Raw genomic sequence first — 22,632 nt, forward strand, 5'->3', positions numbered from 1 at the left:
AGTAGTAATAGCGTTATTAACGAGGAATTATCATGAGTATTATTTCAAAGTCTGCGGCTAGCAAAACTGGCCAGTCTGGTTTCTCACTCATCGAAGTTATGGTGGTGGTAGCCATTATTGGTGTGCTGGCCAGTATTATTCTGCCGAACGTTATTGGCTCTAGTGAACAGGCCGATCGCCAGAAAGTGGTGGCTGACATGGTAGCGCTGGAAAATGCGCTGGCGCAGTACCGCCTGGACAACGGCATGTACCCAACTACCGAGCAGGGCCTGGAGTCGCTGGTAAATGAACCTACCGTTGGACCAAGCCCGCGTAACTACCGCCGTGGCGGTTACATTCAGCGCTTACCACAAGACCCATACGGTAATGACTACCTGCTGCTGAACCCGGGTGAGTACGGCGACGTAGACATTTTCTCGGCAGGCCCTGACAACCAAACCGGTACCGACGACGACTTCGGCAACTGGATGATAGGCCAGAATGACTGAAAGGAATGACGTAGCCTGCGGTTCTACCGCAGGTGCGATGCCGGCTATCCCTCCTGACGTAAAACGTCAGGCTACGTGTGCCAATGTTTCCGGGTTTGATGTAGCCTGCGGTTCTACCGCAGGTGAGATATCGAACCCAACAACAATGTCCGATGCAATCACCGCCCTTGCCGTTTTCAACACCCCACCTGACGTAAAACATCAGGCTACGTGTGCCAATGTTTCCGGGTTTGATGTAGCCTGCGGTTTTACCGCAGGTGCGATCTCGAATCCACCGATTCCGCCCGATACGACAACCGCCCTTGCCGTTTTCAACACCCCACCTGACGTAAAACATCAGGCTACGGGCGAACGCAGGACCCTTGGTTTTACATTAATTGAGGTTATGCTGGCGCTGTCCATATTCGGCCTGGCGGCACTGGCGGGGGTGAAAGCTGCCACCGATAACCTCAATAGCGTTGGCTTTATTCAGGACAAAACCTTTGCTCGCTATGTGGCTGCTAATCGCTTAGCCGAACTTAGCCTGAGCACCCGTTGGCCACCCGCCAACAACCAAACCGGAAGCGAACGCAACGGCGACAAAGAATGGTTCTGGCAGCAACAAGTACAAGAAACCGCCATGTCTGATTTTCGCGCTGTAACCATACGCGTAAGCGACCGCCAGTTCACCGAGGAAGACGACAGTAGTGTGTACTCACTAACCCGCTACGTAGGGCGGCGCTAATGCATTGCGCACAGAATAATGACGTCGCCTACGGCTCCGCTGTTGTTGCCTGCGGCGCTGGGTCTCATGCGGCCTGCGGTTCTGTTGTAGCCTGCGGTTCCACCGCAGGTGCGATCCTGCAACCAAAGATTTTGTCCGATGCGACAACCGCACCTGTCGTATTCAACACCCCACCTGACGTAAAACGTCAGGCTACGTGTGCCAATGTTGTAGCCTGCGGTTCTACCGCAGGTGAGGTTCTGCAATCAACGATTTTGTCTGATGCGACAACCGCACCTGTCGTATCCAATATCCCACCTGACGTGGAACGTCAGGCTACAACAAACGCGGCATCGAATGCGGCACCAAACGCGACATCGAATGCGGCACCAAATGCGGCATCGGTACGCTGTGCTAGCGGCTTTACGTTAATCGAAATTATGCTGGTTATGGCCATTGTGGGTTTGCTGGCGCTGGGGGTTACCCTCACGCTGTCCAGCCCTGGTGGTAAAACCCCGCAGGAAACCGCGCAAAACCTGGCCTACCGCCTGCAATACGCCCGCGAATACGCGCTAGTTCGTCAGGCCACCATGGGCCTGCATATTCAGGAAGAAAGCTACCAGTTCGTAAGCTGGCAACCCGAGTTAGGTGAAAACGGCCGCTGGCAGGGCGTTACCGAACGTGGTTTCGAAAAGTTCGACATTCCCTGGAACCACGCCATTACGGTTGAAAGCGCCGACCTTGATTTAATGGAACAGGAAGAACAACTAAGCGGTGGCTTGTTTGCTGAAGAAGACGACCGCAACGATCAAATAACCCCCCAACTGATTATTTTTCCAAGCGGCCAGTTACCCCGGTTCCGCCTGAATATTCGCGACCGGGAAGAGCCCGGCTCTACCTGGCACGTACAAAGCGTGGATGGCTTCAACCTGGAGGTTACCCGTGCTGAATTATAATGAGCGTCGGGTGGATGTAGCCTGCGGTTCTACCGCAGGTGCGATCCCGCAACCAACGATTTCGCGCGTTGCGACAACCAACCCTGTCGTTTCCACTACCTCACCTGACGTAAAACGTCAGGCTACGTGTGCCAATGTTGTAGCCTGCGGTTCTACCGCAGGTGCGATCCCGCAACCAACGATTTCGTGCGATGCGACAACCAACCTTGTCGTTTCCACCACCTCACCTGACGTAAAACGTCAGGCTACGTGTGCCAATGTTGTAGCCTGCGGTTCTACCGCAGGTGCGATCCCGCAACCAACGATTTCGTGCGATGCGACAACCAACTCTGTCGGTTCCACCACCTCACCTGACGTAAAACGTCAGGCTACGTGTGCCACAGCCGCACATTCCGGCCGCGGTCAATCAGGGTTTACGCTGGTGGAAGTGCTGGTAGTCATGATGATATTCGCTGTTATTGGCATGGCCAGCTACCAGGTGGTAGACGGCATGATTAACACCGAACAACAAAGCAGCGCCCGCCAAAGCGAGCTGGAAAAACTGCAGTACGCCATGCTGATTATGGAACGCGACATTCGCCAAATAGTGGCCCGGCCCGTGCGCGGCGCTCAGGGTGACGACGCTAATATGTACCTAACCACCGACCGCGACCTGACCAACAGCGACAGCGGCACCTTAGGCTTTGTGCGAACTGGCTGGCAGAATCCCGGCGATATGTTTCCACGCAGCGCGCTGCAACCCGTGGTGTACCGTATTTACGACGACCAACTGCAACGCATCAGCTACCCCTATGTAGATCAGGTAGGTGCCGACCCAAACATTCAAGTAGTTATGCAAGGCGTTCCCGAACTGCGCTTTCGCTTTATTGCCGACACCACTAACACCGCGCCAAACTGGCAAGACGAGTGGAACCGCAGCGGCTGGCTCCCGCTGGCTATTGAAATGACCATGCAAACTGAAGACTTTGGTGAAATACGCCGGGTATTCGAACTCAATGGCGGTCAATTCATAGAACAGGACCAGCAAGCGGAGCAAGAGCAATGATCTCGCGCCCGCAAAAACAACAGGGCGTAGCCTTAATCATGGTGTTACTGGTGGTTGCCTTAGTTTCAACCTTAGCAGTAACCATGGGTGGGCGTTTGCAGCTGCAAATACTGCGCACCCAAAACCTGCAGGACTCCGAGCAAGCCTACTGGTATTTGCACAGCGCCGAAGCCCTGGTGAAACAAGTGCTAGTAATGGAACTGGAACAAAGCGACGGCGAAGTGAATTTGGGCCAGAACTGGGCCCAACAAAACAGCGTGTTTCCGGTAGAAGGGGGCACCATTGAAGGGCGCATTAGTGATTTACGCAGCTGCCTAAATGTAAATGCGCTGGACGCTAGTAGCAGCAATGCCACCGCCAATAGTCAGGAGCGCCGTAAAGAACAATTCAAAAACCTATTTCTGGCGTTGCAAATAGACGACTACAATGCCGACGTAATGGTCGACAGCATTGTGGACTGGATAGACCGCGACACCAATATTAGTGGTACCTATGGCGCTGAAGATCCGGACTATGAGTCACTGCCTACCCCATACCGGACGGCCAATGCACCCTTGGCTCATATTAGCGAACTGCGCTTAATTCGTGGCTTCACCCGCGAAATTTATCAAAAAGTATTACCCTTTGTATGTGCCATACCAGCCAACAGTGACGGCCAGGTGAATATTAATACCGTGCAGCAACCAGAAGTGCTCACTGCACTGTTTGGCGGACGGTTGGCACTAAGTGAAGCGGCCGAGCTTATAGAGCAACGGCCCGAGAACGGCTACAATAAAATAACTGATTTTTCTGAAAATTCAGCGGTGCAGGCCGCATTGCAAAACGAATCTGGTGAAGCCCAGGAAGCTGGGGAACAACAAACTGCCCTTGACGATTTGCGCTTAACCAGTGAGTATTTTGAACTGCGTGGCCGGGTTCGCTTTGGCCAGTTAAGCCAAACCGCAACCAGCATTATTAACGTTGATGGTAGTGAAGTCACGGTGTTATACCGTGGTATGCACTAATGCCGCTACGAATTAAAACGAGAATAACAACATGAGCAAAGCGAACGAACGACTTTATATAAGGCTGCCAGCCAGCACCAACCAAATCTGCCACTGGCTGATTTGGGACGCCGCCGCGGGCGAGCTTATTGCCAGCGGTGAGCTAAGTTCGGCTGAACAACTAAGCCAGCTTAGCGACAAAGCCGCCAGCCGCGAAACCACGGTGTTCGTGGCCAGCCACGGCATCGCTTTGCGTCAAATCAGCATTCCTAGTGGTGCGCAGCGCCATTTGAATCAAGTGGTGCCATACGCACTGGAAGAAGAATTAGCCAGCGACATCGACAGCCTGCACTTTGCCTGGCCGCAAAAATCAAAGCAGCCGGAGCTGCCGGTAGCTGTAGTGGCACACACGCAAATGCAAACCTGGCTGCAGTGGCTTAAACAAGCCGGTATTCAGCCCAAGCGCATGCTACCCGACGTGTTTATGCTTCCTTACAAGCCGAAGCAGTGGCAGGCCATGCAGCTTACCGGCGGTGACACTCTGGTACGAACCGGTGCCTGGAGCGGCTTTGCTATTGAAACCCAGTTGTTTGAACAGTTAGCCAGCCAACTGGTGGCCGACAGCTTAACACCAGAAAGTATGCCGGAAGCCATAGTACATTACGGCGACCTGAACTGGCCGCAACCTCCGGCGTTACTGCAGGCCGCCGACATTGAAGTACCGCTAACAGTAGTTGGCCAAAGCAGTGGCGGCATTGATTTACTGCAGGGCAAGTACCGCCAGAAGCAGCAACGTCAGCGCAGTCAGCACAACTGGACACCACTGGCGATTGCTGCTGGCGTAGTTGCGGTGCTGGGCTTAAGCCTGCAAATTACTCAACTGGTAAGCTTAAACAGCCAGCAAGAACAACTTAGCCAGCAAATAGAGCAAACCTACAAACAAACTTTCCCGAATGAAACGCGCATTGTGAACGTGCGCAGCCAGCTGAATCAGCACCTGCAACAAGTGCAGGGCACTGGCAATCAGGAAGGTGTATTGGCACTGCTGCAACAGCTGGAGCCAGCTTTTGCTGCGCAGGAAGAACTGGAATTAGAATTGATGCGATACGACAACGGCCAACTGCGCTTGCAGGTAAATGGCAAGAGTTTTGAGCAACTGGAAGCTTTCCGGCAGCTAGCCGAACAAAGTGGTCGCATTCGGGTCAGTCAGGGGCAGGTAAGCCAGCGTGACCAGCAAGTGTCTGGTGCTATTACCGTTACCTGGGCCGATGCCTCAGCGGGAGGTGCCGTATGAGTACAGCCATCACCAACATAACCGAAAAAGTTACCACACCAGTGAAGAACCTGTGGCAGGCACACGGCCAAAGCCATTGGCAGGGCCTGAACGCCCGCGAACAACTACTGGTAAAAAGCGGCTTAATAGTAGCCGTAATAGGTATTTTATATTTCGCCATTTGGGCGCCGCTAAGCAATGCCGTTACTCAGGCTGAACTGCGTGTGCAGGGCCAGCAGCAGCTGCTTACCTGGGTGCGCGACAAAACAGCGCAGTACCAAGCTTTAACCGGTGGTGCCAGCCAGCTCAGTGGTCAGCAAGTGCAGGGTACACTTACCCAGCGCTTTACCAGGCTGGCCCAGCAACAACAAATTAGCGTGAACCGCACTCAGCCGCAGGGTAATGACTTAGTAGTGGTTACGGACGAGGTCGACTTTGCCAAGCTGCTACGTTTGTTACACCAGCTACAAACTCAGGCGGGCGTGCAAATTCAGCAACTGGATTTAGCCGAGGCCAATACCGAGGGTCAGGTTCGTGTGCGTCGGTTACAACTATCTGAGGCCGCATCATGATGCAGGGTGCTAGTAAGAAGCTTGGCTTTGCGACCATATTAGTTCTATTTTTCCTTATTGCACTGTTAGTAACAGCGCCGGCGCGGCTGCTGCATTTAGCACCCTTACCTAAGGGCATTGCGGTGTACGACGTCACTGGCAGTTTATGGCAAGGGCAGGCCGGGCAAATTAGCGTAGAACTACCCAATACCCCAAAAGCTCTGCGGTTGCATAACGTGAGTTGGGACTTAAGCTTCTGGAGCCTGTTAACCGGGCAACTGCACACCAGTTTGGAATTGCCTGAACTAAACAACGTAGTAAGCGGCGAGCTGATACTAACCGCAGGCCGCGGTGGCGTCACCATTAGTGATGCCGACTTAGGCGGGCGCATTGCTGACTCTATTAGTACCTTCAACATTCCAGCGCCGCTTACTGTAGACGGCCGCTGGCAAGCGCAAATTGATCGCTTTCAGCCCGAGGGTGGTACTAACCTATGTAAAACCCTGCAGGCGCAAGTGCGCGGGCAGCAAGTGGCCTTAAAAATCAATCAAAACTGGCAAGACTTGGGCAACTACCAGTTAAACTTGGGTTGTAACCAAGGTGCCGTTACGGTGCTCATGAACGGCGACAACATGATGGGCTTAATGCTGGACTCGGCTATAAACCGCAGCCAAAGCACTATAGCCGGTAGTCTGCAGCCAAAACCAGAAGCACCCGAAAAAGTGACTGAATTGTTGGTGTACGTGGGTAAACCAGACGCCCAGGGCCGCTACAATTTCGCATTTAAACTTTAATTGTAAAAGATAAAGAGGTTAAACATGGACTCGACTCTGCAATGGATTACTGAAAATCAAGAAGTACTTATTGGCTACGCCATTAAGTTTGTGGTTGCCCTGTTAATACTTATTGCGGGCCGTATTATTGCCAACACAGTAGCCAGGGTAATGGGCAATGGCATGCGCAAACGCGAAATGGACAACGCCGTAGTTAGCTTTATGGCAGCCATAGTTAAGTCAGTTATATTTATTGCCGCCATACTTATGGCGTTGTCGCATGTAGGCGTGCAAACCACCAGCTTTATTGCCATATTAGGTGCCGCTGGTTTGGCTATTGGCTTGGCCTTGCAGGGCTCACTGAGCAACATTGCCAGTGGCGTGCTGCTTATTATGTTCCGCCCCATGCGTGCCGGTGAGTATGTAGAAGCTGGCGGCGTAGCAGGTACAGTTGAGTCTATTACGATTTTCCAAACCATTTTAAAAACACCAGACAACAAAGTAGTGTTTGTACCTAACGCACAAATTACCAACGACAGCATTACCAACTACAGCCGCGAAGAACTGCGCCGTATTGATTTGGTAGTGGGTGTAAGCTATAGCGCTGACTTGCGGAAAACCAAAGAAGTGTTAGAGGAAGTGTTAAAAGCCGATCCGCGCATATTGGAAGAGCCGGCAATGAACATTCAGGTGAACGAACTGGGTGCGTCTTCGGTCGACTTTATCGTGCGCCCATGGGTGAAGGTAGGCGATTACTGGCCAACCCGCTGGGACTTAAACCGCGAAATAAAAATGGCGCTTGATAAGAACGAGATTGCTATTCCGTTCCCGCAAATGGACATACACTTTTACAAAGACTAAACAGTTGTAGTAAAAACTGTTTTTCTACCAACAACCAATGCTTTACAGGTAGAAATAAAGCTGCTACCGTATTTGCTAATCGTCTGAGGTAAGTGAATACCTACAGAGCGATTGGCCAATCGATTACACGAGTACACATTGAGGTGTTTTTTATGAAGAAATTAACTGCATTATTTGCTGCAGCACTTATGGCGTCAGCGCCAGGTGCAATGGCACAACAAGCTGGTACTGCGGACAGCGGCACTTTCGGCTTAGGTTCAGTAGGCGTTGCAGGCGCAGCAGCTGGCGGATTCGCTTTAGTTGTTGTTGCAGCTGAGCAAGGCGACACTGACGTACCACAGCCAGAGCCAGTTGACCCAGTTGACCCAGTTGACCCTCCGGTAACTGGTACTACTACCACTACTGGTGGTTAATTTGTAAATTGTCCGCAAGGGCCTTTGCAAATACACTAAAATTACCGCAGTTTAACAACTGCGGTATTTTTTTGCCTGTAAAAAAGTGCTACCTTTGCGTTATAAAAATAATCACTCAGGGCTTCCCTCTTGTTGAACTACTTTCCAAGCTTAAAAAGGGCGCTGGCGCTACTTTTATTAGTTACGTTAAGCGGATGTAACTCAGGTTTTCAGGATGCGCTAGAAACTACCAAGCGTGTTTTTGTGTTGCCTGAAGATATAACCTTAACTCCGGAAGAAATTTCGGAGCTTTCCTATGCGGCCAGTTATATACAGTTGCAAGACAAACCACGTGCGGTAATGGTTCTGAACTACGACGACAATGGCCTGTTAAGTTGGGCGGCGGGGCCGCACGAAGTAATAGCCACCCGCTATGGCCGAGTGGTGTTTACACGTAACATTCAGGGTGGTCCTGAGTTTGTTAGCAACCTTCAATCAGACCCTATAGCCTGTGTGCGCAAGGAATTACGCGATGCGCAAGACGAAAACGTGGATCTATCTGCATGTTCTGCGAATTGGGTTAGAAGCATTGAAATTGGTTCACCTATACAAAATAACAATCAGCGTTTGGAAATTACTGGCCGTTTTGATTTTCAGAAGATGACCAGGCAGAGCATAACCCTACCGAATGAAAACACTTACGAAGCTGTAAAATTAACAGAAGCTTTAACCGTGCAGCCAGGTGATTTTGAAGTTGAAAATACCTTTTGGTTAGAGGCTGAAACGGGCCGTGTGCTGAAGTCACGTCAATGGTTCTCGCCCGAACTAGGCTTTATTACCACCGAAGAAGTAAAAGCCTACGTGGGGGATATGTAAATGTCAGCATTCTTTAAGTATCTCCTTGGGTTTGCAGTAGCCTTTAGCTCAGCTCAGCTAGTTCCGGGCTATGCGTATGCACAAGAGCAAGAACAACAGCAAAATATAGCTGTAAGTGTGTACATCATTAAAAATGGTCAGCAGCAACGGTTAGACTTTAACGAGTCCCCAAATTTATTAAGCGTGTATCAGGCGGCTATGCAGTCAAACTTGCTGCCGTTAACGCCTTACTGGCCAACTACGCGGTTAGTTAGCTCCAGCAAGCAAGAACAAGTAAAACAGCAACAGCAACGGCTTATAAGCGAGTTAGAAGAGCTGGCAAGTTATTGGGAAGCTGCGAGCGAACCGGAACTTGCGGCTACCGCTTCAAGCGTTGCTGCGCAGGTAGCTCAGTGGCCCGTAGTTGGTGCCGAATTTGTGGGTCGAATAGACACGGCAATAACCGGTATGCGCCAGTCTGGTATTGATACGGTAGAGCCAGCCCTATACGCATACTTAGATCAAATACGTATCTCTAACCGAATTTCTATAAACAACAATCCTTACTTGCCGGCCGGTGGTTACAGCTTCCTTATATCACCAGAGCATGCCGAAGGCGCCGTGCCGCACTGGTATGTAATAGGTGCAGTAAACCAAGTTATTGAAGCCCCTTATATTGCGGACTTGTCAGTTCGCGACATGGTCAGAAAAGTAAGGTTAAACGAGTTTAGTTTACCCGGTGCCAGTAATAGTCACTTATGGCAAATAAATCTGGCAGGTGCTGTTCAGCAGGTACCTATAGCTTATTACAATGCCAGCGGCGAACCCGCCATTGTTGGCGGTATTTGGGTGCTGGGTTTTCAACAAAACCAATTGCCTGAACAATATAAGCAAATAAACCAACAGCTTGCTGAGCTGGCCAAATACTGGAATGTCGCGTTATGAAGTACCCAATTACATATATTTTGGTAGCAAGCTTCGCGCTTTCAATAAATACCGCCAATGCGAAACAGTGGTGGGAATCTGGTATGCAAAGTCGGCAAACGCATTCTGACTTCGGTGGTGTTGGGCTTATGCAAACACCAACGGCTCGTATGGACAACGATGGCGAGTTCAGCTTTACCTATTACGACAACGAAGAATACCGGCGCATGGCGCTTAATTTACAATTGTTCCCATGGTTAGAAACTACTATTAGATACAACGATATTCGCACGCGCTTGTTCAGCAGTGATCCCGATTTTAGTAATGACCAAACCTATAAAGACCGGGGTGTAGACATAAAAGCTCGGCTTCTTGAAGAAAGCTATTGGGTTCCAGAGTTAAGCGTTGGTTTTCGCGATATGGCCGGAACGGGCAAATTTGCCGGTGAATTTATTGCTGCCAGCAAGCGCGTGGGCGCGTTTGATTTTACCCTGGGCATGGGCTGGGGCTATTTAGGCAAGAATGGGAACATCAGTAACCCCTTTTGTGATATATCCGATACGTTTTGTGAACGAGATGCAGGATTTTCTGGAACTGGTGGTAGCTTCGAAGTTGATAAATGGTTTCGTGGTGATGCAGCGATTTTCGGTGGCGTAGAATATCAAACGCCCTGGCCTGAGCTGATTCTAAAGCTGGAATACGATTCTAATAACTATTTAAATGAGCCCGCACTGGTTGACGTTGAACAAAGCTCGCCCTGGAATATTGGTGCCGATTACGCGATTAGTGATGGCGTGCAGCTAAAGCTTAGTTATGAGCGCGGTAACACACTTATGTTTGGTTTTACCCTGCGGACTAACTTTATGACGTTAGGGCAGCTAAAACCGCATAAACCAAAAGTTGCCCCCGAGCCGCCTGCGCAACGTTCAATCGACGAATTTACGGATGAAGAAGCAGCCACAAAGGTGCGAAGTGAGCTTTGGGAAGAAAGTGGCACATATGTGACCCGAATGCAGCTAACTGATGATAACCAGACGCTTCAGCTATATGGTCGCCAGGCGCGATACCGTGACCACGAAGAGGGCACTGACAGAGCTGCGCGGGTGTTAATAAACCAAACACCTGAACAAGTTAAAGTTTTTGAATTTATAGACACCAGCGGCAACATGCAGCTAGCAAGTACTCGCGTTGATCGTGGTGAGTTTAGAGTAGCAGTTGAACGCCGCAAATTTGATAGCGAAATTGAAAGTTCCTATACAAGGGTGGATCCTAACTTAAACGATTGGCACAACACCGAGCCATTCTATGAGCCAGAAAGCGCACTAACCTGGCCTAGCTTTAAGCTAACACCGGTAGTGGAGCAATCTTTTGGTAACCCCGAAACATTTTATATGTATCAACTGAAACTGCTAGGCCGTAGTAGTTTTAAGTTAGCAGACAATACCTATATTCGAGCTACTTTTGGGGCTAACTTATTAACAAACTTTGATGAGTTTAACTTTAACGTTGACAGTCAGGACTCTGAGTTGCCCCGGGTAAGAACCTATATTCGGGAATATGTTCAGCAGTCCGATATTTGGTTGCGCGATTTACAAATTAGCCATATGGAGCAGATTTCAAATGATTGGTATGCCTCAATATATGGCGGTTATTTAGAGCGTATGTTTGGTGGCGTAGGTGGTGAAGTATTGTATCGTCCATTCGATAAAAACTACGCCATTGGGGTAGACATTAACGCAGTTAAACAGCGTAGCTTTGAAAGCCACCTAGGCTTTCGTGATTACGAAACTATTACCGGCCATGTAACCGGCTACTGGAAACCAGAGTTTTTACCCGACACCTTGCTGCGAGTTTCCGCAGGCCGATTCTTGGCCAAAGATAACGGCGTACAGGTGGCATTCGAACACAAATTTGATTCCGGTATGATAGTTGGTGCTTATGCAGCAAAAACCAATGTTTCAGCCGAAGAGTACGGTGAAGGTAGTTTTACCAAAGGCTTTTATATAAGCATACCGTTCGACTTAATGATCATGGGTAACACGACAGGTCGAGGCTCAGTGGGCTGGTCGCCGCTAACGCGCGACGGTGGGCAGATGTTACATCGGTCGACTTCGCTGTACCATAGTACGGAAAGTCGAAACCCGTTTTATTGAGAAAGTTGTAAGATGTCTTTTGGCGAATGCTCCAGAAAGTATAAGCATATTATAAGATTTTGATTAAATGAAATAATGGTATCTGGTTATGGAAAAAGAGAATAACCAGTTTATTTAATTTATGTATACGCAAATAATTGCACCGAATGATTCGTTATCATGAGTGCTCAAAGCTAATATTGGGTTGCTATTCGCTATGAAAATAAATGAAGACTACGCTAATAAAAAAGAAGAATTTTTTCAATCTCAAAATGCTCATGGCAATGGGGATGTCAATGTAATTGAACTCTTTTCCGCTGTGTGGCGTTACAAGTATGTCATTCTATTTACTACGCTTTTACTCATGGTTGTTTCGTTAGTGCTAAGTTCACAAATGGATAAGGAGTATACCGCACAAGCGTTGCTAGCTCCCTCGGATAAGAAGTCAAATAGCGATCTTTCAGCTTTAACTGGTCAGTTCGGAGGCATTGCGTCAATGGCTGGCTTAAACTTGGGCCAAAACCAAGTCGATAAATCTCAGTTAGCACTTGCTATTCTTACTTCTAACGACTTCTTAATTGATTTTATTAACAAATACGATTTGAAGAAAAAGTTGTTTGCCGTAGCAAGTTACGATCCTCAAACGAGGACTTTGAAATACGACCCGGAGTACTTTGACGAATCAAACAATACTTGGTCAGATGAAAAATTTGGTGGTCGTGAGCCATCGAATCAATCGGCTGCTAAAGCTTTAAAACGGGGAATTGAACACGAAATAATTCGAGAGTCAGGATTGGTTTCACTATCTCTACATCACAGGTCGCCAGAAATCGCAGCTTCTTGGTTAAAGCTACTTGTATCCGAGCTAAACGCTAGAATGAAGTCTAGGGATATTTTAGAAGCCGAAAAAAGTATAAGCTTCTTAGAGGAGCAGTTAGTTAAGAATCAGATAACCGAGTTTAGAAGTGCTCTTTACGGTTTAATTGAAGAGCAAACAAAAGTCCTTATGTTTGCTGATGTAAAAGATGATTATGTTTTTGAAATAATCGATACTCCGTTGGTTCCTGAGCGACCTTCTTCTCCAAATCGTATTTTAATTGTCGGCGTTGTTACTTTATTTGGATTGTTTTTAAGTATTTTTATTTCTATTACAAGATATTACTATCTTAAGCATAAAGATATCAGTCGGAGTATTTAACCTACTTTGCGTGTATCTAACTGTTACTTATATATTCTTCTGTTTACTGCCCTTTTGTTGCCAGGGTTTCATAATCTGCTTGGTAGCATGGAAGTTGCTATAGTAAATGGGACTATAATAATATTAGTCTGCTCGTACTTAATTGCGAATTTATATCGTGTTGAGATTATAGGGGGAGCAGCGGCTCTTGTTTTTTTCTCTTTAGCGGCTTATTTAGTAATCATACCAACGAGCATGTCTGTTGGAGTTTTGCATGGGGTGGATGTTTCTTTTCGTGACATAGTTGAGTTGCACAAGCCTATCTTATATTTGATTACTTTTTTTAGTCTTTCATTTTTTCTTAGTAATAGCTACTCTGCACCTTATGCTTTGCATAGATTCTTTTTATTAGCAGTTATCATTTTATCTGTTTTTGCAATACTCCATTTCTCTCGGATATCAGATTTGGTTTTAAATCTATATACTAAATCACACAATATTAGGTCATATCGAGTTTCTGCCCCATTTGTTAATCCATATGACTACGCATACTTTACAGCATTTTTAGCAACATACTTTTTAGTTCTTTCATTTAATCGAAGTTTTAAATATATTGCTCTCTTTGTACTGGCTGTTATTTTGATATCGCTAACTCAGTCTAGATCCGTATTTTTCCCATTTATTTTCTTTGTCTTAACCGCTTCTGGTTTCGCGCTTTTTCTCTCAAATTATTCTCAATTGAGTCGGTTCAATATTCGCATCCGTTATTTATTTATTGGATTCGTAATGCTCGCGCTCTTAATGTCTTTAGCATTATATTTATACATTTTTTTTGAGGAGTATGAATATTTGGTTTCGGGGTTATTGCATATGATTAATAGTGGTGAACTGGGTAGTGCGACCACTCGGATAGTTCAATTTGAAACTGCAGTTCAGTTAGGAACTAGTAATATACTGCTCTTTATTTTTGGACATGGACCGGCTAAGAATATAATGGAACATGTTGAGTCAGCATATGCGTTTTACATATTTAGGTATGGTGTTTCTGGATTGTTGTTTGGTTTTATAATACCGTACTTAGTTTGTCTATATAGCCTCTTAATTAAGATTACGAGAAAGAGAAAAGAAAAAGAATCAATAGATTTATATCTTGCTTGTTTCATATTTATGCTGCTAGTTCCTGTTTTTTCAATTGGCAATAACTTTAACGAGCAAATGCGCCTCTCAATTTTTTACATTTTAATACTTGCAATAGGTACCCGAAGGTTACCATCATGAAAACGAAACACATCGTATTTGTGCTTCCATCACTTCACGGAGGCGGTGCCGAGGGGGTTGTTGTCAGACTCTCCCATGGACTTCTGAATAGGGGCTACAAGGTTTCAATATTGACATTAGAAAGTCGCCAGCAATATATAATTGATGACCAGATAGAGGTTAAAACACTCTCTTCTTTGGAAGGTCAAGCGAACAAGTTCTTAAAGCTCCTTTCGTCGTTTATGCAGTTGTTTAACTTGATTAGATATATTAAGAAAAATGATGCTTGCTATATTGGCTTTTTAGAACGGCCTATTCTGTATGTTGGCTTTGCTAGGTTGTTCTTGAAGTTTCCTTGTATAGCATCGTTTAGAAATCATACGTCCTCACATTTGATGTCGGGCCGGGATAGTTTTTGGGGCCGCAGGTTCGCTTTCATCTACCGGCGACTGTTGGCTACATCGTCGCGAAAATTTGATCATTTAGATTTTTTATCTAAAGCGGCTCGAATGGATTTCGACGAGAATTTTTTTGATACGTCCGCTAAGGCTCAAAAAGATTTTAATGTATCTGTTATTTATAATGGCTATAACGTATCAAAAATGTCTGTTAAAGCTACGAAGTACTCAGCCTTTCCATTGTTAGATGATCTGATGGTTAGAAAGCCTTGTTTAGTGTCGGTTGGGAGGATCGAGCAGCAGAAAGGTCACTTAAATTTTCTTCATGTTTTAGCCGGTTTGAAGGCCGAGAACTTGGACGCAACATATGTCGTCGTTGGTGATGGTGCGTTAAAGGAAGAGTTAGTTAGTCTCTCACGGAAATTAAGTTTGGAACTGGTAGATTTGACGCGGTGTACATCTGGAAATCTCAACCACGCAGATGTTATAGTAACCGGCTTTGTGGAAAACCCTTTTGCAATTCTGAGCCGCGCAAAATATTTCGTGTTTCCTTCGCTTTGGGAAGGGTTTGGAAATGCCCTCGTAGAGGCTTTGTGTGTTGGAACACCCGTTTTATCATCAGATTGCCCCGTGGGTCCAAGGGAAATATTAGATATACCTTTAGACCGTAAGGTTGAAGAAAAGGTAACTGGCGCAGGAGGTTTCCTGTTGCCGTTGCTTCCTAACGAGAAATGGGACGACTTTGATAAGATCAAACGTATTTGGACAGAAGGTGTTTCCGATGCGTTGAGGCTGGAAAAGGAGGAGTACTCGGCGTTAAGACAAGATGCAGTGCAACGCGCCGCGTTTTTTTCAGAGCCGAAGCAACTGGATGCCTGGGAAGAAATTATCAAGGCTTTACCCGATTCGAGATTAAGGAGCAAATATTGAAAGTATCCGTAGTAATTCCGACTTTTAATGCGGAGCGATATATCACCGCCACGATTGAATCGGTTCTGAACCAGTCACACCAAGATTTTGAGATTCTGGTTGTAGACGATTGTTCAACAGACAACACTGTAAAATACATTCGAGAGATAATGTTGTCTGACTCCCGGATTAATCTCATCGAGTTAGATGATAATACGGGTGGACCTGCTACTCCGCGTAACACGGGCATTAAAAATGCGTCAGGAGAATGGCTAGCGTTTTTAGATGCTGATGACCTATGGTCTCCAGAAAAGCTATCCGTACAATTAACGATAGCAAAAGAATGTAATGTAGATTTTCTTTGTTCAAAGACATATGACTTTAAAGGTGACAAGTCGAGTTATGTTAATGAATACTGCGGAAATAAATTTCGAACTAAGACTCTAAATTTCAGAAGTTTATTGTTCAAAAATGTTATTCCAACCTCAAGCGTTTTAGTCAGACGTGACATCATAGCCAAATATAACTTCAATCGAGATAAAGGGTACGTAGCCGTTGAAGACTATGCCCTTTGGCTAGAGCTAGCGCGAGATAACATTAGGATGATTAAAATCTTGTCGCCTTTAATTGCTTACAGGATTCTACCAGGGTCAATTTCACGTGGTAAATTAAAACAGGCTAGGAAAGTGGCACGGGTTATTACAAAGGCATTACAAAAAGAAAATAAGCTTTTGACACTTTTTATGCCCGTACTTTTCCTTAGTTATATTGTTCAGTCGATTTACTTCAGATTATTAAAAAAGGCTATGTAAATGAAGAAAATACTTGTAACTGGAGGATCTGGATTTTTAGGTTCTCACTTGTGTGAAAATCTTGTATCGCAGGGGCATGACGTTCTTTGTTTAGATAACTTATATACCAGTGATAAAAGAAACGTTGAGCATCTACTAGAATGTCGGAACTTTGAGTTTGTTCGACACGATATTACACTGCCGTACTATGGTGAGTTCGACGAGATATTTAATCTGGCGTGCCCAGCTTCTCCGGTTCATTATCAACGTGATCCTGTTCAAACAACAAAAACTAGCATCCACGGTGCAATTAATGTTTTAGGAATCGCTAAACGAACCGGAGCCAAGGTATTTCAAGCCTCAACTAGCGAAGTCTATGGTGATCCTGAAGTTCACCCGCAACAAGAGTCTTACTGGGGTAATGTCAATCCTATCGGAATTAGATCTTGTTATGATGAGGGAAAGCGCTGTGCTGAGACATTATTTTTTGACTACCACAGACAACACCAGACACGGATAAAGGTTGCACGTATATTTAATACATACGGCCCACGAATGCATCCTAATGATGGTCGAGTAGTAAGTAACTTCATAATACAGGCTTTGAAAGGCGAGGATATCACAATCTATGGTGATGGTTCTCAAACTCGTAGCTTTTGCTATGTTGATGATCTTATTAGTGGCTTTTTAAAATTGATGGCCACAGATGATGGTGTTATAGGTCCAATCAATTTAGGTAATCCAACTGAATTCACGATTAAAGAGCTCGCTAAGAGTATTATTGATTTAACTAATTCAACATCGAGATTGATTAGTTTGCCTCTTCCGTCGGATGACCCAAAGCAGCGGCAACCAAATATCTCTTTGGCAAGAGAAAAACTTAACTGGAGTCCTGAAGTTAAACTTACAGAAGGACTTATAAAGACAATTGATTACTTTGACACGTTATTGAAGTCAAAAAGTTAACTTGGGTCTAGGTTTGGGAACGGAGCTTATATGTCTACGATTTTAGTTATTCCTGCTCGCGGTGGGTCTAAAGGGATTCCACGGAAGAGTATACGACCTGTAGCTGGAAAGCCGATGATTTACTACGCAATTCAGGCAGGCCTTCATAGTAGAAATGTTGACTCCGTAGTGGTAACGACTGATGACGATGAGATAGCTCTTCTTTCTGAAAGGTTCGGCGCCACGGTTATTAAAAGATCAGAGGATTTAAGTGGTGATAAGGTTACGTTGGATCCTGTTATTGTTGACGCGGTAGAAAAAGCCGAGAAAAAGCTGAAAACGACTTTTTCTCATGTCATCACGGTTCAACCTACATCGCCTTTAGTAACAAATGAAGACATTGAACAAGCAAGAACTATTTTTGACGATACTGGGGTAGACACTGTTCTATCGGTCGTTGATGATCGCCACTTGTGTTGGACATTACGGAATGATAGTCCTGTACCTACATATACAGCGAGGGTTAATAGGCAAGAGTTGCCAGCCAATTTCCGAGAAACAGGAGCTGTAATAGCTTGTACTAGAAAACAATTGGAAAAAGGATCGAGGATTGGTGCGCGAGTTTCGTTGTTAGAAGTTCCGCTGGAACGCAGCTTTGATATTGACTCACTTTCCGATTTATTTTTGTGCGAGAGCATCCTGACTAGAAGGAAGATTGTATTCTGCGTTCGCGGTTATCCCGAGATAGGGCTTGGTCATGCGTATCGTTGCGTAATGCTTGCACATGAATTAGTGAGGTACGAAATTGAATTCGTATGTGAAGAGAGCAGTGTATTAGCGGCCAACTATATAAGACGTTTTAACTACGCTGTACACACATGTAAAGACAATAGGCTGACAGAAACGGCAGTTGATTGTAATCCTGACTTGGTTATTAATGACATACTCGACACAAAAGAAAGTGAAGTTATCCCTTTCAGGGACCGCGATATTCCAGTAGTTAATTTTGAAGATTTAGGGCCAGGTTCCTACTATGCCGACATGGTTATAAATGCTCTATATCCGGTCAGCGATCAGCCTAACAATTATTTTTCTGGGCCAGAGTATTTTTGCTTACGTGATGAATTTCTGTATGTTCCCAATAGGCTGCAGAAAAAAGAGGTTGAGAGCTTGCTGATAACGTTCGGTGGTGTAGACGAAGGTAACGTTACACTACAATGTTTATCTGCATTAAGTAAGAGATTGAACGAATTTAAATGCTTGAAAGTGGATGTTGTAGTTGGTCCAGGTTATCAATATAAAAAACAGCTAGACGACTATATCAAGCACAATGAATTGAATAATGTTAGTTATACAGACTCCACCTCGCGTATTTCAGACTTCATGATTAAGGCTGATATGGCAATAACGTCCGGAGGAAGAACTGTTCTGGAGCTTGCTTCATTAAATATTCCGACAATCGTGATATGCCAAAATCAAAGAGAGTTAACCCATAGCTTTGCTTCTGAGAGCAATGGAATAATAAACTTAGGAATTAGAACAGAGCTTACGGATGATGTGTTAGTCGAGGCTGTTGAGAGTTTGTTAAGAGATACAGAGAAACGCAATATTTTGGTAGAACGGCAGGCGGCAATGGACCTTACAAAAGGGAAAGAACGCGTAATCAAGATGCTAACGAACCTAATTAAGTAATTATTGGAGAGATTTGAATGAGCTATCGCAGTATTAAACTAAGTACTCATACCATAGGTGACCCACTAAACCCTTATATCATCGCTGAAATCGGTGTTAATCATGAAGGCGATAAAAAGCTAGCTAAGCGCTTAATTAGAGAAGCGAAAGAAGGTGGCGCACATGCCGCAAAATTCCAGTCTTATAAGGCCGGAAAAATCGCGTCAAAAGATAGTCCTGCATATTGGGACCAGACGAAAGAAAAGACAGACAGTCAATATAAGCTATTTTTAAAGTATGATTCGTTTGAACCTGAAGATTATCAGGAGCTTGCTGAATATTGCCAAGAGCTTGGTATCGATTTTTTATCGACACCGTTCGATCTTGATGCTGTTGATTTTTTAGATCCGCTTATGCCGTTATTTAAAATTGCGTCAGCTGACATAACTAATATTCCTCTGATTCGTAAGTGCGCGTCGAAGAAAAAACCCCTTATCATGTCAACGGGTGGCTCAAGCCTGCCTGAAATTGAGAATGCAGTCCAAACCGCAAAAGCGGCAGGTGCCAAAGATATAGTGCTATTACACTGTGTTCTAAACTATCCGACTCCTGAAGACAACGCCCAACTGGGAATGATTCCTGTATTAGCAAGAACATTTCCTGAATGTCTAATTGGTTACTCAGACCATGTTGTGCCTGATGAAACGATAAGCGCTCTCGAAGCATCAATACTTCTTGGAGCATGTGTTTTGGAAAAACACTTTACGCATGATAAATCGCTGCCAGGAAACGACCATTACCACGCAATGGACACAATAGACTTAGCTGAGTTTGTGAGAAAGGCAACTAAGTACCGAACGTTAGTTGCTGGTGAATCCAAAGATTTGGCGAAAGAGGAAGCGGCTCGCAAGCATGCTAGAAGAAGTATTGTTCTTGCACGAGATATGACCAAAGGCGAAATAATCAATGAGAATGATATTATTGCTAAACGCCCAGCCCATGGCATTAGTCCGTTGTTTTGGGATGAGGTTATTGGAATGGCTGTAGCGCAAGATCTGGAAGATGATACTGTACTCCAGTGGAGCATGATAGAGAGGACTTCTGGCTAATGGACAAAGGCTACTATGTTACTTTAACCGGTAGTAAAAATAATGCCGGGGACTTTCTCATAAAAAAAAGGGCGTTTGAGCTGATCAACGCTATAAGACCTGATCGCAAAGTGATCGACTTGAATGGCTGGGAGGAACTCTCCGCAGATAAGCTTGATTTAGTTAATAATAGTAAAGCTTTGATTTTAACTGGCGGGCCAGCGCTACAGTACAACATGTGGCCAAATGTTTATAAGTTAACACCAGATTTAGATGACATAAAAGTACCAATGTGTACCTTAGGTATCGGGTGGAAATCAGGTATTGGTGATTGGCATGCCACCCGCAAATATCCTTTATCAGGTAAAACCCATTCTCTACTTCAAAAAATTGAGAATTCGGGTATAAAGTCTTCGGTGCGCGACTATCATACGTTAAATGCATTAAATTCTTGTGGGTACAATAATTTTCTGATGACTGGTTGCCCAGCACTCTATGTGCAAGACTCGATTAACAAGCCAATATCGAAACCTGATACTGTAAAGAACGTGAGCTTTTCTTTAGGTGTCTCATTTTTGGACAGCAAAAAATTAGAAAAACAGATGATGGATGTCGTTCTGGGCCTTAAGGATTACTTCTCTAGCGCGAACTTTTCTGTGATTTTCCATCACACTCTTACGCCGGAGAAATATCCTCAGGCGCGATTTTCATCGCGGCATATTGCTGGACACTCGCGATTTTTATCATGGCTTGAGTCACAACATATATCGTATAGCGATGTATCTGGTAGTGCTGAAAATATGATAGAACACTATTCAGAATGTGATATCCACATAGGCTATCGTGTTCATGCTCATATATTTATGTCCAGCGTTGGTAAACCGAGCCTGTTAATAGCAGAGGACGGCCGAGGTATAGCATTAAGGGATGTATTAGGAGGGATGGTTCTTGACGCATACATTTCCAAGCATGGTTCTTTATTGTCAAAAGTGCTAGCAAAGCTACGTATTAAAGACGCTTACAATGTATCAGACGTGATTCCTTTTGAGGTTGAAAATTTACTAACCTACGAGAGCGAGAGTGAATGGTCTCGTAGTGAAATCGTGCGCAGTTCAATAGATACGCACTTTGGAACAATGACTCGCTTTCTTTCCCGTTTGCCGTAGTAGTAGAAATGCTCTTTTTTCTATCTAAAAGTCTAAGTTTTGTGATGCTTGAGCGATCACGGCATTTTCTCATCTATTTCGTATCGTCGGTGATGAATAAGTTGATGCCACTTATTCTTTTGCCGATACTCACGCGGTTTTTGAGTGAAAATGAATTCGGTGCATTAGCTATATATCAACTTTTGTTGGTTCTGTCAGTTTCAGTTGTGGGTATGAATATTCAGAACAATATAACAAAGAGCTTTTATGATAAGACGAAAGATGAGATAGCGCTATTAATTGGAAATGTAATTTTCACTCTAACACTGTCATTAATTCTTTGGTCCGTAGTATCGTTAGTTATTTATTTGTCTATCGAAGAGGTCTTTTCAGTTCCTGCTGGTTGGTTTGCGCTTCTGCCTTTTATCGCATTCTGTTCAGTGCTCATAGAATTACTGCTTACTGTATACAGAAATGATGGAAAGCCGCTTAATTTTGCTGGTATTGAAGTTGGTCGGTCAGCAATAGAGCTTATTTTAACTCTTTATTTGGTCGTAGTTATTACCGCAGGACTCTCGGGTCGCTTGAGCGCAATGCTTATAGCCATCGGTTCCTTTGCTTTATTCTCAGTCTATATCTTAAAACGTTCTGGTTACATAAATTACGAGTTAAACCGAAATTACTTAAGGGAAATATTGTTAGTGTCACTTCCCTTAATCCCCCATGCATTAGCCGGCGCATCCTTAAGTATGAGTAATAGATTGTTCCTAGAGAGAATCGAAGGAACATCGGCCGTAGCTGTTTTCGCTGTAAGTTACCAGTTTGCGATGGTTTTATCACTCGTAACAATAGCTTTAAATAGGACATGGGCTCCATGGTTATATAAAGCGATTTCGAAAGATAGTGTTGTTACAAAAAATGAAATTGTACAGAAGCTATATATCTACTGGGTAGCAGTATTTGTTATTAGCCTTATTGTTACTTTAGCTTCATACTTTTTGATTCCTATTGTCGTTCCACCTCAGTATCATGCAGCCTATGATTTTGTAATATACTTGGCGGTAGGTTACAGCTTCTACGCTATGTATAACTCAATATTCCCATTCTTTGTTTATTACTCTAGAACAAAAATGATTGCTGTAATCACTTTTTCGGTTGCTATTGTAAGTTTACTAATTAATTTTTTCCTAATACAGGAAAAAGGAATTATGGGAGCATCGCTATCGTTTTTAATCTCCTATCTTTTACTATTTATCATATCTTTCATTGCGGTTAACTCCTTAATAAAAATGCCGTGGATAAGGGGAAAATAAGA

The 22,632-nt window shown here is 44.9% G+C and carries 22 protein-coding genes; all 22 read left to right on the forward strand.

Annotated elements, in window-relative coordinates; genetic code table 11:
* Positions 1 to 32 precede the first annotated feature (32 nt).
* The gene (gene gspG / locus CCE91_RS02895) at positions 33 to 488 is read left to right on the forward strand and encodes a type II secretion system major pseudopilin GspG (RefSeq protein WP_086433753.1); all 456 of its coding nucleotides are present in this window, start codon (positions 33 to 35) and stop codon (positions 486 to 488) included.
* The gene (gene gspI, locus CCE91_RS02900) at positions 481 to 1,212 is read left to right on the forward strand and encodes a type II secretion system minor pseudopilin GspI (protein ID WP_234996247.1); all 732 of its coding nucleotides are present in this window, start codon (positions 481 to 483) and stop codon (positions 1,210 to 1,212) included. Before gspG ends, gspI begins: the two co-directional genes overlap by 8 nt.
* The gene (gene gspH / locus CCE91_RS02905; RefSeq protein WP_086433755.1) at positions 1,212 to 2,147 is read left to right on the forward strand and encodes a type II secretion system minor pseudopilin GspH; all 936 of its coding nucleotides are present in this window, start codon (positions 1,212 to 1,214) and stop codon (positions 2,145 to 2,147) included. The genes gspI and gspH overlap by 1 nt, the downstream gene beginning before the upstream one ends.
* Positions 2,134 to 3,192, forward strand: coding sequence for a type II secretion system minor pseudopilin GspJ (gene gspJ / locus CCE91_RS02910; RefSeq protein ID WP_234996248.1), 1,059 nt, complete (start codon positions 2,134 to 2,136; stop codon positions 3,190 to 3,192). Before gspH ends, gspJ begins: the two co-directional genes overlap by 14 nt.
* The gene (gspK, locus tag CCE91_RS02915; RefSeq protein WP_086433757.1) at positions 3,189 to 4,196 is read left to right on the forward strand and encodes a type II secretion system minor pseudopilin GspK; all 1,008 of its coding nucleotides are present in this window, start codon (positions 3,189 to 3,191) and stop codon (positions 4,194 to 4,196) included. The genes gspJ and gspK overlap by 4 nt, the downstream gene beginning before the upstream one ends.
* 31 nt (positions 4,197 to 4,227) lie before the next feature.
* Entirely contained in the window at positions 4,228 to 5,469 is a 1,242-nt protein-coding gene (gene gspL / locus CCE91_RS02920; RefSeq protein ID WP_086433758.1) for a type II secretion system protein GspL, read from the forward strand.
* Positions 5,466 to 6,020, forward strand: a complete 555-nt coding sequence (gene gspM / locus CCE91_RS02925; RefSeq protein ID WP_086433759.1) for a type II secretion system protein GspM — start codon at positions 5,466 to 5,468, stop codon at positions 6,018 to 6,020. The genes gspL and gspM overlap by 4 nt, the downstream gene beginning before the upstream one ends.
* Positions 6,017 to 6,793, forward strand: coding sequence for a type II secretion system protein N (locus tag CCE91_RS02930; protein ID WP_086433760.1), 777 nt, complete (start codon positions 6,017 to 6,019; stop codon positions 6,791 to 6,793). The genes gspM and CCE91_RS02930 overlap by 4 nt, the downstream gene beginning before the upstream one ends.
* A gap of 24 nt (positions 6,794 to 6,817) precedes the next feature.
* A complete protein-coding gene (locus CCE91_RS02935; RefSeq protein ID WP_086433761.1) occupies positions 6,818 to 7,633 on the forward strand; it encodes a mechanosensitive ion channel family protein in 816 nt (271 codons plus the stop codon).
* Between the two features lie 152 nt (positions 7,634 to 7,785).
* Positions 7,786 to 8,046 carry a hypothetical protein gene (locus CCE91_RS02940; RefSeq protein ID WP_086433762.1) on the forward strand — a complete coding sequence of 87 codons (261 nt, stop codon included), beginning with the start codon at positions 7,786 to 7,788 and terminating at the stop codon, positions 8,044 to 8,046.
* 132 nt (positions 8,047 to 8,178) lie between these two features.
* The gene (locus CCE91_RS02945; protein ID WP_268802168.1) at positions 8,179 to 8,901 is read left to right on the forward strand and encodes a YjbF family lipoprotein; all 723 of its coding nucleotides are present in this window, start codon (positions 8,179 to 8,181) and stop codon (positions 8,899 to 8,901) included.
* The gene (locus CCE91_RS02950) at positions 8,902 to 9,825 is read left to right on the forward strand and encodes a capsule biosynthesis GfcC D2 domain-containing protein (RefSeq protein WP_086433764.1); all 924 of its coding nucleotides are present in this window, start codon (positions 8,902 to 8,904) and stop codon (positions 9,823 to 9,825) included.
* Complete coding sequence (locus tag CCE91_RS02955; protein WP_198677989.1) at positions 9,822 to 11,957, forward strand: YjbH domain-containing protein; 2,136 nt, start codon at positions 9,822 to 9,824, stop codon at positions 11,955 to 11,957. Before CCE91_RS02950 ends, CCE91_RS02955 begins: the two co-directional genes overlap by 4 nt.
* A gap of 196 nt (positions 11,958 to 12,153) precedes the next feature.
* The gene (locus CCE91_RS02960; RefSeq protein WP_126797176.1) at positions 12,154 to 13,134 is read left to right on the forward strand and encodes a Wzz/FepE/Etk N-terminal domain-containing protein; all 981 of its coding nucleotides are present in this window, start codon (positions 12,154 to 12,156) and stop codon (positions 13,132 to 13,134) included.
* An 87-nt stretch (positions 13,135 to 13,221) separates the two neighbouring features.
* Complete coding sequence (locus tag CCE91_RS02965) at positions 13,222 to 14,391, forward strand: hypothetical protein (RefSeq protein WP_086433766.1); 1,170 nt, start codon at positions 13,222 to 13,224, stop codon at positions 14,389 to 14,391.
* On the forward strand, positions 14,388 to 15,698 hold the full coding sequence (locus tag CCE91_RS02970) for a glycosyltransferase (protein ID WP_086433767.1): 1,311 nt from the start codon (positions 14,388 to 14,390) through the stop codon (positions 15,696 to 15,698). The genes CCE91_RS02965 and CCE91_RS02970 overlap by 4 nt, the downstream gene beginning before the upstream one ends.
* A complete protein-coding gene (locus CCE91_RS02975) occupies positions 15,695 to 16,489 on the forward strand; it encodes a glycosyltransferase family 2 protein (protein ID WP_157984141.1) in 795 nt (264 codons plus the stop codon). The genes CCE91_RS02970 and CCE91_RS02975 overlap by 4 nt, the downstream gene beginning before the upstream one ends.
* Positions 16,490 to 17,434 (forward strand): UDP-glucuronic acid decarboxylase family protein, encoded by a 945-nt coding sequence (locus tag CCE91_RS02980; protein WP_086433769.1) that lies wholly within the window; start codon positions 16,490 to 16,492, stop codon positions 17,432 to 17,434.
* Between the two features lie 30 nt (positions 17,435 to 17,464).
* On the forward strand, positions 17,465 to 19,105 hold the full coding sequence (locus CCE91_RS02985; RefSeq protein ID WP_086433770.1) for a cytidylyltransferase domain-containing protein: 1,641 nt from the start codon (positions 17,465 to 17,467) through the stop codon (positions 19,103 to 19,105).
* 17 nt (positions 19,106 to 19,122) lie between these two features.
* Entirely contained in the window at positions 19,123 to 20,193 is a 1,071-nt protein-coding gene (locus CCE91_RS02990) for an N-acetylneuraminate synthase family protein (RefSeq protein ID WP_086433771.1), read from the forward strand.
* Entirely contained in the window at positions 20,193 to 21,338 is a 1,146-nt protein-coding gene (locus CCE91_RS02995; RefSeq protein WP_086433772.1) for a polysaccharide pyruvyl transferase family protein, read from the forward strand. Before CCE91_RS02990 ends, CCE91_RS02995 begins: the two co-directional genes overlap by 1 nt.
* A 44-nt stretch (positions 21,339 to 21,382) precedes the next feature.
* Positions 21,383 to 22,630 (forward strand): lipopolysaccharide biosynthesis protein, encoded by a 1,248-nt coding sequence (locus CCE91_RS03000; protein WP_268802169.1) that lies wholly within the window; start codon positions 21,383 to 21,385, stop codon positions 22,628 to 22,630.
* Positions 22,631 to 22,632 lie beyond the last annotated feature (2 nt).

Origin of the sequence: Pseudidiomarina planktonica (genome assembly GCF_900177775.1) — a bacterium.
Lineage (GTDB): Bacteria > Pseudomonadota > Gammaproteobacteria > Enterobacterales > Alteromonadaceae > Pseudidiomarina > Pseudidiomarina planktonica.

Excerpts from the sequence above, each read along its gene's own strand:
- gspG (WP_086433753.1), top strand. The coding sequence starts at position 33 with ATGAGTATTATTTCAAAGTCTGCGGCTAGCAAAACTGGCCAGTCTGGT.
- gspI (WP_234996247.1), top strand. The coding sequence starts at position 481 with ATGACTGAAAGGAATGACGTAGCCTGCGGTTCTACCGCAGGTGCGATG.
- gspH (WP_086433755.1), top strand. The coding sequence starts at position 1,212 with ATGCATTGCGCACAGAATAATGACGTCGCCTACGGCTCCGCTGTTGTT.
- gspK (WP_086433757.1), top strand. The coding sequence starts at position 3,189 with ATGATCTCGCGCCCGCAAAAACAACAGGGCGTAGCCTTAATCATGGTG.
- gspL (WP_086433758.1), top strand. The coding sequence starts at position 4,228 with ATGAGCAAAGCGAACGAACGACTTTATATAAGGCTGCCAGCCAGCACC.
- gspM (WP_086433759.1), top strand. The coding sequence starts at position 5,466 with ATGAGTACAGCCATCACCAACATAACCGAAAAAGTTACCACACCAGTG.
- CCE91_RS02930 (WP_086433760.1), top strand. The coding sequence starts at position 6,017 with ATGATGCAGGGTGCTAGTAAGAAGCTTGGCTTTGCGACCATATTAGTT.
- CCE91_RS02935 (WP_086433761.1), top strand. The coding sequence starts at position 6,818 with ATGGACTCGACTCTGCAATGGATTACTGAAAATCAAGAAGTACTTATT.
- CCE91_RS02940 (WP_086433762.1), top strand. The coding sequence starts at position 7,786 with ATGAAGAAATTAACTGCATTATTTGCTGCAGCACTTATGGCGTCAGCG.
- CCE91_RS02950 (WP_086433764.1), top strand. The coding sequence starts at position 8,902 with ATGTCAGCATTCTTTAAGTATCTCCTTGGGTTTGCAGTAGCCTTTAGC.
- CCE91_RS02955 (WP_198677989.1), top strand. The coding sequence starts at position 9,822 with ATGAAGTACCCAATTACATATATTTTGGTAGCAAGCTTCGCGCTTTCA.
- CCE91_RS02960 (WP_126797176.1), top strand. The coding sequence starts at position 12,154 with ATGAAAATAAATGAAGACTACGCTAATAAAAAAGAAGAATTTTTTCAA.
- CCE91_RS02965 (WP_086433766.1), top strand. The coding sequence starts at position 13,222 with ATGGAAGTTGCTATAGTAAATGGGACTATAATAATATTAGTCTGCTCG.
- CCE91_RS02970 (WP_086433767.1), top strand. The coding sequence starts at position 14,388 with ATGAAAACGAAACACATCGTATTTGTGCTTCCATCACTTCACGGAGGC.
- CCE91_RS02980 (WP_086433769.1), top strand. The coding sequence starts at position 16,490 with ATGAAGAAAATACTTGTAACTGGAGGATCTGGATTTTTAGGTTCTCAC.
- CCE91_RS02985 (WP_086433770.1), top strand. The coding sequence starts at position 17,465 with ATGTCTACGATTTTAGTTATTCCTGCTCGCGGTGGGTCTAAAGGGATT.
- CCE91_RS02990 (WP_086433771.1), top strand. The coding sequence starts at position 19,123 with ATGAGCTATCGCAGTATTAAACTAAGTACTCATACCATAGGTGACCCA.
- CCE91_RS02995 (WP_086433772.1), top strand. The coding sequence starts at position 20,193 with ATGGACAAAGGCTACTATGTTACTTTAACCGGTAGTAAAAATAATGCC.
- CCE91_RS03000 (WP_268802169.1), top strand. The coding sequence starts at position 21,383 with ATGCTTGAGCGATCACGGCATTTTCTCATCTATTTCGTATCGTCGGTG.